Origin of the sequence: Novosphingobium lindaniclasticum LE124 (assembly GCF_000445125.1) — a bacterium.
GTDB lineage: Bacteria > Pseudomonadota > Alphaproteobacteria > Sphingomonadales > Sphingomonadaceae > Novosphingobium > Novosphingobium lindaniclasticum.
Map to the genome: position 1 here is coordinate 16,498 of NZ_ATHL01000015.1, position 12,467 is coordinate 28,964.

The following is a 12,467-nucleotide window of genomic DNA, read 5'->3' on the forward strand; positions in this document are numbered from 1 at the left end:
ACGTGATCCGGGACGACGGGTAATCTCAACCCGTTCTTATTCCGCCCGTGTCCAGATCCATGGTCCGATCACCGCCAGCACCACGACCGGGATCAGCACCCAGGGCCAGCCCACGGTGAACCAGGTAAACGGGATCGAGGCGCTCATCGCCAGGATCGCGGAAACCTTGCCCTTGCGGCTGACCGCGCGGCGATCACGCCATTCGCGCAAGTTGTGGCCGTAATGAGGATGGTTGTAGAGTCGCTCCGCCCATTCGGGGTGGCTCTTGCCGAAGCACCAGGCCGCCAGCAGGTAGAACACCACCGTCGGCATCACCGGCAGGAAGATGCCGATCGTGCCCAACGCGACGAAGAACAGCCCCGCCGCCAGCCAGAGAGGGCGGCTGGCCTTCTTCAAGAAGGATTTGCCGAGTTCTGACCAGCGTAGCGCGCCGCCGTCTCGCGAATCAGGGCGATCATGTTCGGCACGCCCTGCGTCCGGTTCGATGAAAGCTGGTTCTTGAGGTCGAACGGCTCCAGCGCGGCGGCGATGTCGGTCGCGGCCACTTCCGAGGCGGGGCGGTCCTGCACGGCCGAGATCACCAGCGAGACGATGCCCTTGGTAATCGCCGCATTGCTGTCCGCCAGGAAGTGCAGGGTGCCGTCTTCCCGCGCCATCGGATAGACCCAGACGCTGGCCGAGCAGCCGCGCACTTTGGTGGCGTCGGTCTTCAATGCATCGGGCATGGGATCAAGTTCGGAACCAAGACCGATCAGCAGGCGATATCGTTCATCGCCTTCCGAAAATTCATATTCTTCACGGATATCGTCGAGACTGCGCATGACTAGCCATTTAAGCAGCCCCTGCTGTAGGGCAAGCCGGAACATAGCCCTCCGTGACGTGGAAGCGGCTGCGATTGCCTCCATGCCTCGTTCCTGTCAGGGATTAGCCGCATGAGCGTTCATCCCTTTTATTCGGCGCACGAACACGGCTTCGTGCGGGTCGCCACCTCCACGCCGCAGGTCCGTACCGCCGATGTCGCGTTCAACCGCGACGCCGTTCTGACCGAGGCCCGCCGCGCGCATGCGGCCCATGTGGACCTCCTGGTGTTCCCGGAACTGTGCCTCTCCTCCTATGCGATCGACGACCTGCACTTGCAGGCGGCGATGATCGAAGCGGTGGAAGCCGCCGTGGCCGAGATCGTGCGGGAAAGCGCAGATCTTTCGCCCGTCTTGCTCGTGGGCGCGGCCCTGCCGCACAAGGGGCGGCTCTACAACTGCGCGCTGGCGATCGCGCAAGGACGACTGCTGGGCGTCGTGCCCAAGTCCTATCTGCCCAATTACCGCGAGTTCTACGAAAAGCGCTGGTTCGCAAGCGGCAAGACCATCCAAGGCCAGACCATCCGCGTGAACGGCCAGGACGTGCCGTTCGGCATCGATCTGGTCTTCGCGTCCGAAGTGCTGCCGAACTTCCGCTTCTTCATCGAGATCTGCGAGGACATCTGGGCCGCCACCCCGCCCAGTTCGCTGGGTGCGCTGGCCGGGGCGACGGTGCTGTGCAATCTTTCCGCCTCCAACATCGTCATCGGCAAGTCGGACGAGCGGCACCTGCTCTGCCGCTCGCAATCCGCGCGCGCCGCCGCCGCCTATATCTACTCGGCGGCCGGTCATGGCGAAAGCACCACCGATCTCGCCTGGGACGGGCAGGGCCTGATCTACGAACTGGGCGATCTGCTGGCCGAGTCGGAACGCTTCTCGCTCCATCCCGAACTCTGCGTGGCGGACATCGATGTGGACCGCATCGTCATGGACCGGATGCGCCTGCCGACCTTCAACGATGCGGCGGACGTCGCGGGCAGGCCCGAGGAGACCTTCCGCACCGTGCCGTTCCGCCATGCTCCGGCCGGCGGCGACATCGGCCTGATCCGCCCGATCTCGCGCTTCCCCTTCGTGCCCTCGCGCGCGGACAAGCTGGATGCGGACTGCTACGAGGCGTTCAATATCCAGGTCGACGGCCTGATGCGCCGGATCGAGGCGACCGGGGCGAAGTCGATGGTGATCGGCATCTCGGGCGGGCTCGATTCGACCCATGCGCTGATCGTCGCCGCGCGCGCCTGCGACAGGCTCGGCCTGCCGCGCGCCTTCATCCGCGGCTACACGATGCCCGGTTTCGCCACCAGCGAGGGCACCAGGTCCAACGCCTGGAAGCTGATGGAGGCGGTGGGGATCACCGCCGAGGAGATCGACATCCGCCCTGCCGCCACGACGATGCTCGAGGGTATCGGCCATGCCTTCTCCCAGGGCGAGCCGGTCTATGACGTGACGTTCGAGAACGTGCAGGCGGGCCTGCGCACCGATTACCTGTTCCGCCTTGCCAACCAGCATGACGGTTTCGTGATCGGCACCGGCGACTTGTCCGAACTCGCGCTCGGCTGGTGCACTTACGGCGTCGGCGACCAGATGAGCCACTACACGGTCAATGCGGGCGTGCCCAAGACGCTGATCCAGTACCTGATCCGCTGGTGCGCGACGACAGACCAGTTCGGAGCCGAAACGGAAGCGGTGCTGCTGTCGATCCTCGACACCGAGATCTCGCCCGAACTCGTGCCGGCCGGCGAAGACGGCGCGATCCAGAGCACCGAGGCGAAGATCGGGCCTTACGAACTCAACGACTTCTTCCTGCACCACATCGTGCGTTTCGGGCAGAAGCCTTCGAAAGTGGCGTTTCTGGCGCTCCATGCCTGGCGCGAGGCGGCGGCTGGATCGTGGCCCGCCGGTTTCCCCGAAGAGCGCAAGAACGAATACGACCTCGCGACAATCCGTTCGTGGCTGGAAAAGTTCCTGCGCCGTTTCTTCGCGTTCAGCCAGTTCAAGCGCTCGGCCATTCCGAACGGGCCGAAAGTGTCTTCGGGCGGGGCGCTGTCTCCGCGCGGTGACTGGCGCGCGCCGTCCGATGCCAGCGCGGCGGTATGGCTGGCGGAGCTGGAGGCGCGGGTTCCGTAATAGGCCGTCGTCCCGAACCTGATCCGGGACGACGGGGACTTATGCCTCTCCACGCGTTCAATCGCGAAGGGCTTCGATCTCCCGCGCGAGGTCCTTCTCGCGGCGTTCGTCGGTGGCGATCCGTTCGAGAACGGCGATGCGCTTTCGCAGGTTCTCCACTTCGTTTTCCAGTTCGTGCTCGCGCTCGCCCAGGCCTTCCGACAGCCGGAAGCCGTGCTTCTCGCCGCGCAGCTTCTGGGCGCGCAGCCAGGTGATCGAGGCGATCGCGAAGATGACGACGACGGCTGTCCAGAAACTCATTGCGTCACCTCATGGCCGATGCCGTGGCGGGCTTCGCGCAAGCCCTCGATCTGGCGGGCTACATCATAACCCTGATCCGTGACAATCCGCTCCACGCTGGCGAGGCGGTCCTTGATAGAACCGATCTCGGCGCGGAGCTGCGCATTTTCCTGGGTGAGCAGCTGAACCCGCGCGTGGGCCTCGGCATCCTCCTTGGGATAGACCGCCTTGCCCCAGGAGTTTTCCAGCGGGTAGCCGTGGCGCATCCGCAGCCAGTTGTTGAAGATCCAGCCGCCGATACCCAGCGCCGTGGCGGTCACGACCACCGGCGAGAGCAGTTGCAGCGTTGCATAGTCGATTGCCATGACCGGCCCCCGTTCAGTTCGCGCGCGGCTCGCCAGGGGCGGCGCGCAGCGTTTCGATCTGGCGCGCGGTGTCCCAGGCGCCGTCGGTGATGATGGTTTCCAGCACCCGCAAGCGGTTCTCGATCTCGGCATTGTGCGTGGCGTATTGCGCCGCCTTCTCGGCGGTCTGGCCTGCCGCGATCTCCAGCTTGCGTTCGAGGAAGGCGAGGCGGCGCTTGTAGACGCCGGCCAGGATGGCGACGACGGCGATCACTGCGCCCATCACCGCGGTCAGCCCCATGAAGTCGCCGAAGCTCACTGGCGGGTTTCCTTCGCCCGGTCGGCGGCTTCCACTTCGCGGGTGTCGCGCAGGGCCTCGATCTGGAGAGCGGTGTTGTAGCCGCCGTCGGTGATGATCCGCTCCAGCACCCGCACGCGCTCTTCGAGTTCGCGGGAGTGCGAGGCGTATTGTGCGGCCTTTTCGGCCGTGGCCGTCACCTGGAGTTCGGCCATCCGCCGCTGGTGGCGGGTCCAGATCGCGAAGCCCGCGATCAGGAACGGGGCCAGCGGAATGAGGAGTGCGAGGTTTTCCATCTTGGGCTTGTCCCTGTTACCCGTATCTGCGGTTTAGCGCAGGCTGTCGATTTCGGCCGCGAGGCGGGAATTGCTGCTGGTGTAGTGCGCTTCCATTTCGGCGACGCGGCGGTCGATGTCGGAGAGTTCGCCGCGCAGGCCGCCGGACCGGTTCGGCGATTCCCGGTTCACGGTGGGGCGCATCAGGCCGTAGCCCTGGCGATTTCGCCGACGCTCCATGCGGCGCAGCAGGCGCTCTTCCTCGGCTTCGCTGTAGAGGCTCATCGGCCGCTTGTCCGCCATGAGCGCGACCGCGATGTAGATCGGGATCGTCACGAAGGAGACGAAGAAGGTGAGCAGCACGGCTGCGATGCGAACCCAGAGCGTGTCGACGCCGGTATAGTCGGCGATGCCGGAGCAGACGCCGGCCAGCTTGGCGTTCGACTTGTCGAGATAGAATTGTCCGCGTGACACTGGTTTTTCCCTTTCCCTCAGGGCTGCCCGGACCTGGCCGGGCCCCCTTCATGATTCCGGGTCGGAAGACCCGGTGTCCCGGTCATTCAGATGCAGGCTTGCCCGTGTTCATCGCACGCTTCATCTCGGCAAGTTCGGCATCGATCGTATCACCGTCCTGAAGCGCGGCGATTTCCTCGGCGAGCGTCGGCTGGCGGCTGTCGCCCAGGCTCATCGCCTCGGCGCGGCCTTCGGCATAGTCGACGCGCCGCTCGAGCTGGTCGAAGCGTACCAGGGCCTCGTCCACGCGCTCGCTCGACAGCAGCGTGCGCAGTTTGACGCGATTCTCGGCGCTCTGCAAGCGAGCAGCGATCGAGGACTGGCGGCTGCGGGCCTCGCGCAGGCGGTTCTGGAGTTTCTCGATGTCCTCCTCGTAAGCGCGCAGGGCATCGTCGAGCACGGCGATCTCGGCGCCAAGCTGCTCGGCCATGTCCCCTGCCTTCTTCTTTTCGAGCAAAGCGGCGCGGGCCAGATCCTCGCGGTCCTTGCTGAGCGCGAGCTGGGCCTTGTCGCCCCAGTCGTGCTGAAGCTGGTTGAGCTTGCCGACGTGGCGGCGCAGTTCCTTCTGATCGGCGATGGTGCGCGCGCTGCTGGTGCGCACTTCGACCAGGGTTTCCTCCATCTCCAGGATGATGAGGCGGATCATCTTTCCGGGATCTTCGGCCTTGTCCAACATGTCGTTGAAGTTGGCGGCGATGATGTCGCGGGTGCGGGAGAAGATACCCATCCTGGCATTTCCTTTGATCGAGGTGGGATTGAACTTGCGGGCCTGGCTGAAGCGAAACGTGCCTTCGCCGGAGCCGGGATTGAACGGGCGGGCGCGTCCGGTCTGAAAGGCGGGGGCGGCCTGAAAGGGCGGAGCATCCTGCGCGGAGGTTTGCAGGATTTCGATTTCCGCGTCGAGCCTGCTCACTGGAGCGGCGCCCCGCATGCGGGCGACGAATGCGCCGACGCGGCATGGGCGGACGGCGCGATGCGATCGCTCATGGCGAAGAGGTTCAGCGTACCCATCGCGAGCACGGCGGCAATGATCGCCCAGTCCAGCTTGCTGCGCTCGCGGCCATGGGCCGGTTGCTTGCTCTGGTGGCTGGCGAGGATGCTGGCGTTCTGGAAGGACATCGTGGTGTTCCTCTGAGGTCTCGTGAATTTCCCTAGTCATCGCAAGGGGTGTGCCAAACTTGGGAAGTGCCAGTTTTCCGTCGTTTCAGAAGCCTGCTACCGCCCATCCAAAATGATGAATTGCCAATGAATGGTGAAAGTCGCTAATAGTTAGCGATGGAAAGGGATGTTCAGTTCATCGGTCAATCGACCGCCTTCCTTGATGCCGTGGAGCGGGCCAGTCGGGCTGCATCCGTGCGCCGGCCGGTACTGGTCATCGGGGAGCGTGGTACCGGGAAGGAACTGATCGCCCAGCGCCTCCACCACCTTTCACCGCGCTGGGGCGAGCCGCTCATCACCATGAACTGCGCCGCCCTGCCGGAGACGCTGATCGAGGCGGAACTGTTCGGGCACGAGGCCGGAGCGTTCACCGGGGCCATGCGGGCGCGGGCCGGGCGTTTCGAGGAAGCCGATCGGGGCACGCTGTTTCTCGACGAACTCGGCACTCTGTCCATGGCGGCGCAGGAGCGGCTCCTGCGCGCGATCGAATACGGGGAGATCGCCCGGATCGGGGCTTCGCGCCCGGTCCAGGTCGACGTGCGCGTAGTCGCCGCCACCAATGCCGACCTGCCGCGCATGGCGGAGGAAGGCACTTTCAGGGCGGACTTGCTCGATCGCCTGAGCTTCGAGGTCATCAACCTGCCGCCGCTGCGGGCGCGGGAAGGCGATGTCTACGAACTGGCCGACTATTACGGACGGCGCATGGCCACCGAACTGGAATGGGATACCTGGCCCGGCTTCACGCCCGAAGCCATGGCCGTGCTGGAGGCCCACGACTGGCCCGGCAATGTCCGCGAACTGCGCAACGTCGTCGAGCGTGCGGTCTACCGCTGGGCCAACGAGCATGCGGCCATCGCCGAGATCGTCTTCGATCCGTTCGAGAATCCCTGGAAGCCGGTTCCCGCACGAGCGCCCGCGCCGTTGGAGCGCGTTGAGGAGGCGTCCGCAACGATTCGGCCCATCCCGCCATTGTCGCCGGGGCATGGGTTTCGCGAATCCGTAGAGGCCTACGAGCGGGGGCTTTTGGTGGAAGCGCTCGAGCGGCATCGCTGGAACCAGCGGCGCGCGGCCGGGGCGATCGGACTCACGTATGACCAGTTGCGCCATTGTATGAAAAAACACCGTCTTTCGGAGGCCGGGAAGAAGTCCCAGCTCGATCCGGATGGCCAGTTTTCCCAAGCAAACCACCGTGAACGATGAAGATTAAGATCGCGGTGAGGAAACAGCCGGAGCGGTTTTCTCTATAATTTCTCCTAGAGAGATTTGCCGTTATAGTGCACGGGAGGCGCGAATGAGGGCCGATGTGCGAGAGATAACCGACACTTCCGAAGCGACAGGACTGTTGGAAAACCTGACGCCCAAGCAGGTCGAAGTGCTCGACCGGCTGCTGATGCATCGTACCACCAAGGAAATCGCCCGCGAGCTCGGCATTGCGCCGAATACCGTCGACCAGCGGATCAACGGCGTGCGAGACAAGTGGGGCACCGTCAATCGCAAGGATACGGCCCGCCTCTACGGCCAGCTTCTCGAACTATGTGGCAAATCCACATATGGCTTTTCCCGTGTCGACGCCGAGCCAGATGAGGGCGAAGAGAGCGACCAGGACTTGTCGGTCGACCCGGTCTTCGTTCTCTCCGATGCCCGCCCCATGGCTCCCATGGCCAGGCAGTCGGACTGGTTCGAAACCCGGATCGCGCAGCCGACGGGCCTGGAGGCATTCGATGCGAAGTTCGGAAGGGCAGGGCGCGTAGGAGCCGTTTTCGTATTGGCGTTGATCACGGCAGTGACCCTTGCGGCCACTCTGGCGATCGCGGAGACGCTGGGAAAGCTGCTCTCATAGCGACATGACCGCCGATCCTGGCCGAAAGCCTTCGATCTCGGATTTGCCGTTGGAGGCGACTGATTATGACACCCGATATCGTCGGAATGCGGATTACCCGGAGCATCCAGTCGGTGGAAAACGACATGGACGAACTGCTTGCCAAGGCCAGCGAACTCATGGTCGAGATCGCCCGTGGCCGCCTTGCCATCGTCGACCAGGCGCACAGCACGCAGCGGCCGATGGCGCGCGTGGCGGCCATGCAGCGCAGCCTGATCGAGGCGCGTTCGGAACTGGTCCGTGCGCATAGCGACCTGTCGAAGCTGGCCGAAACGATGGACATTCCGATCCGCTGCCCGGAAAACGCCGAGGATGAGCACGAAGTGCTCTCCGAAATCGCGGCCTGATCCGCGGCTCGTTCGACGTGGGAAGCGCTCTTGGGCAATACTGAACAGCTGGCTTTCTTCCTGCTCCTGGTGATCGCGCTGGTCCTTGCCTTCTGGCGGGGCGGCGCGCCGGAGCGCTGCGGCGCGGGTGTCGTCCTGGCGATGGTGCTCGTGCAGTTCGGCGGAGAAAGCGTGCTGCCCAGCAGCTTCAGGAGCGTGGACCCCACCTCGCTCATGGCGGATGCGGTGGGGACGGTCGGTTTCGGCGTCCTTGCCCTCCAGGCGCGGAGGATATGGCCGTTATGGGCAACCTCGTTGCAGTTGCTCAGCCTGAGCGCGCACTTCGCCCGCTGGGCCGATATCGGAATTCCGCCGACGGTCTATGCGGTCATGCGGGGAACGCCGACTTTCCTGGCGCTGGCGGCGATTGCGATCGGTACGATCCTGCATCTCTGGCGCGAGCGGCGGCATGGCGACGATCCCTCGTGGCAGGACTGGTCCCGGGTTGCAGTCGCATCCGCCCGCTCTCGCGAAGCGTCCTGGAGACGCTGGTAACCCATCTCGGCTGCCTGCGGCGTGAGATGATGCTGGAACTGCCTTTCGACGAGGAGGGCCGGCTGGTCGGCCAGGTTGCCTGCACGACCGGCTGCGAAACCGCGGTGAAGACCGGTGGCCGGTCGCTTCTGAATCGCGTGCTGGAGCATGGGGCCGTCGGCCTGGTGCTCGTGCACAACCACCCTTCCGGCGATCCGCAGCCCAGCAGGGCCGACGTCATCGCCACGCGGCGGCTTTCGGCCTTGTGCCAGGCCGCGCGAATAGAGCTTCACGACCACCTGGTGGTCGGAGGAAGCAGTGCGGTCTCCATGCGACGGGCCGGACTGCTGAGTCGCGCCGTGACGTGACTCCAAACTTGCCGGCGAGAGGCCTCCTCCGCCGGCTGCAGGCCGGGCGAGCCCCCCCCACCCGAACACTCGCCCGGCCTGCATTTTTTATCCGAACTGTCGTCTGGGCAAAAAACGGACGTCCGCCCGTTTCTGTGCGGCAGCAGCCCGAGTCGTTTGCTGAGTGCGCCTTGGACGTCCGTCGAAGGCAGGCTCGTCCCGAATGTGACGCGCGCACCCAACTGAAGACTCCAAGACTCCTCTCTTGCAATTTACCGGCGATGGGCTTATTTGCGCCTCATCCCGACATTGGTGAAACAAGGTTCGGGCTGGCGCCGGAAGGGGCCGGCACGACACCGCGTTGCCAAAGAGCTCGAATTTACCGGAGATACGGCTTGGCCGACATTGCACGCATTACCGAAGTCATCGAACCCGAGGTCAAGGCCCTGGGATTCGATCTCGTGCGCGTGCGGATCTTCGGGAAGAGCGAAGTGGGCGACGACGAGATTGCGCTCCAGATCATGGCGGAGAACCCGGCTACCGGCCAGCTCGTGATCGATGAGTGCGTGAAACTGTCTCATCGCATTTCCGATCGCATGGATGCGCTGGAAGAAGCCGGCGAAACGCTGATCGAAGAGGCCTATCGCCTGGAAGTCAGCTCCCCCGGCATCGATCGTCCGCTCACGCGTCCAAAGGATTATGCCAACTGGGCCGGGCACGAGGTCAAGGTAAGCCTGACCGCGCCCGTGGAAGGCAACCGCAAGGGCCTGACCGGTGAACTGGTCGGCATCGACGGCGATCAGGTCACGGTCGACGACAAGAAATCCGGCCGGGTGACTTTCCCACTCGGCGACATTCATTCCGCAAGGCTGGTCCTCACGGACAAGCTGATCGCAGCAACCCGCCCGCTGGACACCAGTGGGGCCGACGAGATTGTCGAGGAACAGGAAGACTAAGCCATGGCCAGTGCGATTTCCGCCAACCGCGCCGAGCTGCTCGCGATCGCGAACTCCGTCGCTTCGGAGAAGATGATCGACAAGTCGATCGTCATCGAGGCGATGGAAGAAGCTATCCAGAAGTCGGCCCGCAACCGTTACGGTGCGGAAAACGACATCCGCGCCAAGCTCGATCCGCGCACCGGCGACCTGCGCCTGTGGCGCGTCGTCGAAGTGGTCGAGCATGTCGAGGACTACTTCAAGCAGGTCGACCTCAAGCAGGCCGAAAAGCTCCAGAAGGGCGCCGCCCTGGGCGACTTCATCGTCGACCCGCTGCCCCCGGTGGACCTCGGCCGCATCGACGCGCAGTCGGCCAAGCAGGTGATCTTCCAGAAGGTCCGCGATGCCGAGCGCGACCGTCAGTACGAGGAATTCAAGGACCGCGCGGGTGAAGTCATCACCGGCGTCATCAAGTCCGTCGAATTCGGCCATGTGATCGTCAACCTCGGCCGCGCCGAGGGTGTGATCCGCCGCGACCAGCAGATCCCGCGCGAAGCCGCTCGCGTCGGCGAGCGCGTTCGCGCGCTGGTCCTTCGCGTCGAGCGCCAGAACCGCGGCCCGCAGATCTTCCTCAGCCGCGCCCATCCGGACTTCATGAAGAAGCTCTTCGCGCAGGAAGTGCCTGAGATCTACGACGGCGTGATCGAGATCAAGGCCGCTGCCCGCGATCCGGGCTCGCGCGCCAAGATCGGCGTGATCAGCAACGATCACTCGATCGACCCGGTCGGCGCCTGCGTCGGCATGAAGGGCAGCCGCGTCCAGGCCGTCGTGCAGGAGCTGCAGGGCGAGAAGATCGACATCATCCCCTGGAGCGAGGACACCGCGACTTTCGTGGTCAACGCGCTCCAGCCCGCGACCGTCAGCCGCGTCGTCATCGACGAGGAAGAAAGCCGCATCGAAGTCGTCGTCCCCGACGACCAGCTGTCGCTGGCGATCGGTCGCCGCGGCCAGAACGTGCGCCTTGCCTCGCAGCTGACCGCCTCGCAGATCGACATCATGACCGAGGCCGAGGCTTCGGAGAAGCGCCAGAAGGAGTTCACCGAGCGCTCGAAGATGTTCGAGGAAGAGCTGGACGTCGACGAGACCCTCTCGCAGCTGCTGGTGGCCGAAGGCTTCAGCGAGCTGGAGGAAGTCGCCTATATCGACGCCACCGAACTGGCCGCGATCGAAGGCTTCGACGAGGAACTCGCCGAGGAACTCCAGAGCCGCGCGCAGGAAGCGCTGGATCGCCGCGAAGAGGCGAGCCGCGAGGAACGCCGTGCACTCGGCGTCGAGGACGGGTTGGCCGAACTGCCGCACCTCACCGAGGCAATGCTGGTGGTGCTCGGCAAGGCGGGCATCAAGACGCTCGACGATCTGGCGGACCTTGCCACCGACGAGCTGATCGCCAAGAAGCGCTCCGAGCAGCGCCGCCGCGACGGTACGGTGAACCGCCGTGGACGCGACGAGGACAAGGGCGGCGTGCTCGGCGAGTACGGCCTGAACGAAGAGCAGGGTAACGAAATCATTATGGCCGCGCGTGCCCACTGGTTCGAGGACGAACCGCAACCCGAGGAGGCCGCCGATGCGGAATCCTCGCAATGAGCGCGTAAGCTCCGACATCGACGGCACCGGGCCGGAGAGGAAATGCATCCTCTCCGGGGAGACCGGTGCGCGTGAAGACTACATCCGTCTGGCGATCGCGCCGGACGGATTGGTCCTTCCCGATATCCACGCGCGTGCCCCCGGGCGCGGCGCGTGGATCGGCGTTTCTCGCGACACTCTTGAAAAATCGCTCGAGAAGGGCAAACTAAAGGGAGCGATGGCGCGCGCCTACAAGGGTGCTGCGCTCACCATTCCCGATGACCTTGCCGACAGGATCGAACAGGCGCTGATCCGCGCCTTGACCGACCGGCTGGGCCTCGAACTGAAATCGGGCAAGCTGCTCATGGGGTCCGACCGGATCGCGCAGAACGCGCGGGAAGGCCGGGTCACATGGCTTGCCCATGCCGCCGATGCGAGCGAAGACGGCTCGCGCAAGCTCGACCAGGCCTGGAGAGTCGGGAGCGAGGCGGAAGGAAGCGGTCTGAAGGGCATACGCTTGCCTCTGGACCGAGAGACGCTGTCTGTGGCATTGGGCCGCGACAACGTCGTTCACTTGGCGCTGAACGATCGCGGTGCGGCTCAACGAGTCGCTTCGCAACTGCAGCGCCTTCTGCATTTCCAGGGGCAGCCCCGCACCGAGACGGACGGGGACGGTATGGATGGTGGCAACGGGCCGGCACGCAGCGCCGCGCACGAAGCGACGAATTGAGACTGAAGGGCACGACGATAGTTATGAGCGAGACCGACAACAAACCGACCCTGGGCCGCAAGCCGTTGGGGCTTAAGCGTTCCGTGGAAGCGGGTGAGGTCAAGCAGACCTTCAGCCATGGCCGGACCAACAAAGTCGTAGTCGAAGTGAAGCGCCGCAAGGTGCTCGGCAAGCCGGGATCGGAAGGCGCCGCAGAGGCTCCTGCCGCGACCCCGGCGGCCGCTCCGGCTCCGCAGGCCGCAGCG

The 12,467-nt window shown here is 64.7% G+C and carries 19 protein-coding genes; 10 read left to right on the plus strand and 9 right to left on the minus strand.

The window, feature by feature from the left end; all coding sequences use genetic code 11:
• Window positions 1-36: 36 nt before the first annotated feature.
• Together L284_RS26755 and L284_RS26760 are read right to left on the minus strand one after the other, a co-directional pair.
• Window positions 37-396, minus strand: a complete 360-nt coding sequence (locus tag L284_RS26755) for a YbaN family protein (protein ID WP_021232337.1) — start codon at window positions 394-396, stop codon at window positions 37-39.
• Window positions 393-821, minus strand: coding sequence for a SufE family protein (locus L284_RS26760; protein WP_021232338.1), 429 nt, complete (start codon window positions 819-821; stop codon window positions 393-395). The genes L284_RS26755 and L284_RS26760 overlap by 4 nt, the downstream gene beginning before the upstream one ends.
• Window positions 822-932: 111 nt before the next feature.
• On the opposite strand from L284_RS26760, the gene L284_RS26765 reads away from it, so the two are divergent.
• On the plus strand, window positions 933-2,981 hold the full coding sequence (locus L284_RS26765) for an NAD(+) synthase (protein ID WP_021232339.1): 2,049 nt from the start codon (window positions 933-935) through the stop codon (window positions 2,979-2,981).
• Between the two features lie 57 nt (window positions 2,982-3,038).
• Here L284_RS26765 and L284_RS26770 read toward each other — a convergent pair whose 3' ends face one another.
• The 7 genes from L284_RS26770 to L284_RS26800 all read right to left on the minus strand — a co-directional run bounded on the left by L284_RS26770 (window position 3,039) and on the right by L284_RS26800 (window position 5,809).
• Entirely contained in the window at window positions 3,039-3,281 is a 243-nt protein-coding gene (locus L284_RS26770) for a hypothetical protein (RefSeq protein WP_021232340.1), read from the minus strand.
• On the minus strand, window positions 3,278-3,625 hold the full coding sequence (locus tag L284_RS26775; RefSeq protein WP_021232341.1) for a hypothetical protein: 348 nt from the start codon (window positions 3,623-3,625) through the stop codon (window positions 3,278-3,280). The genes L284_RS26770 and L284_RS26775 overlap by 4 nt, the downstream gene beginning before the upstream one ends.
• Before the next feature lie 13 nt (window positions 3,626-3,638).
• On the minus strand, window positions 3,639-3,923 hold the full coding sequence (locus L284_RS26780) for a hypothetical protein (RefSeq protein ID WP_021232342.1): 285 nt from the start codon (window positions 3,921-3,923) through the stop codon (window positions 3,639-3,641).
• Window positions 3,920-4,198 (minus strand): hypothetical protein, encoded by a 279-nt coding sequence (locus tag L284_RS26785; protein ID WP_021232343.1) that lies wholly within the window; start codon window positions 4,196-4,198, stop codon window positions 3,920-3,922. The genes L284_RS26780 and L284_RS26785 overlap by 4 nt, the downstream gene beginning before the upstream one ends.
• Before the next feature lie 33 nt (window positions 4,199-4,231).
• Window positions 4,232-4,651 carry a PspC domain-containing protein gene (locus tag L284_RS26790; protein WP_021232344.1) on the minus strand — a complete coding sequence of 140 codons (420 nt, stop codon included), beginning with the start codon at window positions 4,649-4,651 and terminating at the stop codon, window positions 4,232-4,234.
• Between the two features lie 82 nt (window positions 4,652-4,733).
• A complete protein-coding gene (gene pspA / locus L284_RS26795) occupies window positions 4,734-5,603 on the minus strand; it encodes a phage shock protein PspA (RefSeq protein ID WP_021232345.1) in 870 nt (289 codons plus the stop codon).
• Window positions 5,600-5,809 carry a hypothetical protein gene (locus tag L284_RS26800; protein WP_021232346.1) on the minus strand — a complete coding sequence of 70 codons (210 nt, stop codon included), beginning with the start codon at window positions 5,807-5,809 and terminating at the stop codon, window positions 5,600-5,602. The genes pspA and L284_RS26800 overlap by 4 nt, the downstream gene beginning before the upstream one ends.
• A 156-nt stretch (window positions 5,810-5,965) precedes the next feature.
• Here L284_RS26800 and pspF point away from each other — a divergent pair, with 156 nt between their 5' ends.
• The 9 genes from pspF to L284_RS0123645 form a co-directional block, all read left to right on the plus strand.
• Entirely contained in the window at window positions 5,966-7,048 is a 1,083-nt protein-coding gene (gene pspF / locus L284_RS26805) for a phage shock protein operon transcriptional activator (protein ID WP_021232347.1), read from the plus strand.
• 91 nt (window positions 7,049-7,139) lie between these two features.
• Complete coding sequence (locus L284_RS26810; RefSeq protein ID WP_021232348.1) at window positions 7,140-7,688, plus strand: helix-turn-helix transcriptional regulator; 549 nt, start codon at window positions 7,140-7,142, stop codon at window positions 7,686-7,688.
• Between the two features lie 65 nt (window positions 7,689-7,753).
• Entirely contained in the window at window positions 7,754-8,074 is a 321-nt protein-coding gene (locus L284_RS26815; protein ID WP_021232349.1) for a hypothetical protein, read from the plus strand.
• 30 nt (window positions 8,075-8,104) lie between these two features.
• A complete protein-coding gene (locus L284_RS26820; protein WP_021232350.1) occupies window positions 8,105-8,608 on the plus strand; it encodes a hypothetical protein in 504 nt (167 codons plus the stop codon).
• A 26-nt stretch (window positions 8,609-8,634) separates the two neighbouring features.
• Entirely contained in the window at window positions 8,635-8,955 is a 321-nt protein-coding gene (locus L284_RS0123640; protein ID WP_021232351.1) for a JAB domain-containing protein, read from the plus strand.
• 374 nt (window positions 8,956-9,329) lie between these two features.
• Window positions 9,330-9,890, plus strand: coding sequence for a ribosome maturation protein RimP (gene rimP, locus L284_RS26825; RefSeq protein WP_021232352.1), 561 nt, complete (start codon window positions 9,330-9,332; stop codon window positions 9,888-9,890).
• 3 nt (window positions 9,891-9,893) lie between these two features.
• Complete coding sequence (gene nusA, locus L284_RS26830; RefSeq protein ID WP_021232353.1) at window positions 9,894-11,513, plus strand: transcription termination factor NusA; 1,620 nt, start codon at window positions 9,894-9,896, stop codon at window positions 11,511-11,513.
• Window positions 11,494-12,222 (plus strand): DUF448 domain-containing protein, encoded by a 729-nt coding sequence (locus tag L284_RS26835; RefSeq protein WP_021232354.1) that lies wholly within the window; start codon window positions 11,494-11,496, stop codon window positions 12,220-12,222. The genes nusA and L284_RS26835 overlap by 20 nt, the downstream gene beginning before the upstream one ends.
• A gap of 23 nt (window positions 12,223-12,245) precedes the next feature.
• A partial coding sequence (locus L284_RS0123645; protein ID WP_031341381.1) for a translation initiation factor IF-2 associated domain-containing protein occupies window positions 12,246-12,467 on the plus strand: 222 nt, incomplete at its 3' end.

What these genes read in the sequence shown, in the direction of transcription:
- L284_RS26760 (WP_021232338.1), bottom strand. Translation starts at nt 821, where the DNA reads ATGCGCAGTCTCGACGATATCCGTGAAGAATATGAATTTTCGGAAGGC.
- L284_RS26765 (WP_021232339.1), top strand. Translation starts at nt 933, where the DNA reads ATGAGCGTTCATCCCTTTTATTCGGCGCACGAACACGGCTTCGTGCGG.
- L284_RS26770 (WP_021232340.1), bottom strand. Translation starts at nt 3,281, where the DNA reads ATGAGTTTCTGGACAGCCGTCGTCGTCATCTTCGCGATCGCCTCGATC.
- L284_RS26775 (WP_021232341.1), bottom strand. Translation starts at nt 3,625, where the DNA reads ATGGCAATCGACTATGCAACGCTGCAACTGCTCTCGCCGGTGGTCGTG.
- L284_RS26785 (WP_021232343.1), bottom strand. Translation starts at nt 4,198, where the DNA reads ATGGAAAACCTCGCACTCCTCATTCCGCTGGCCCCGTTCCTGATCGCG.
- L284_RS26800 (WP_021232346.1), bottom strand. Translation starts at nt 5,809, where the DNA reads ATGTCCTTCCAGAACGCCAGCATCCTCGCCAGCCACCAGAGCAAGCAA.
- pspF (WP_021232347.1), top strand. Translation starts at nt 5,966, where the DNA reads ATGGAAAGGGATGTTCAGTTCATCGGTCAATCGACCGCCTTCCTTGAT.
- L284_RS26810 (WP_021232348.1), top strand. Translation starts at nt 7,140, where the DNA reads ATGAGGGCCGATGTGCGAGAGATAACCGACACTTCCGAAGCGACAGGA.
- L284_RS26815 (WP_021232349.1), top strand. Translation starts at nt 7,754, where the DNA reads ATGACACCCGATATCGTCGGAATGCGGATTACCCGGAGCATCCAGTCG.
- L284_RS0123640 (WP_021232351.1), top strand. Translation starts at nt 8,635, where the DNA reads ATGATGCTGGAACTGCCTTTCGACGAGGAGGGCCGGCTGGTCGGCCAG.
- nusA (WP_021232353.1), top strand. Translation starts at nt 9,894, where the DNA reads ATGGCCAGTGCGATTTCCGCCAACCGCGCCGAGCTGCTCGCGATCGCG.
- L284_RS26835 (WP_021232354.1), top strand. Translation starts at nt 11,494, where the DNA reads ATGCGGAATCCTCGCAATGAGCGCGTAAGCTCCGACATCGACGGCACC.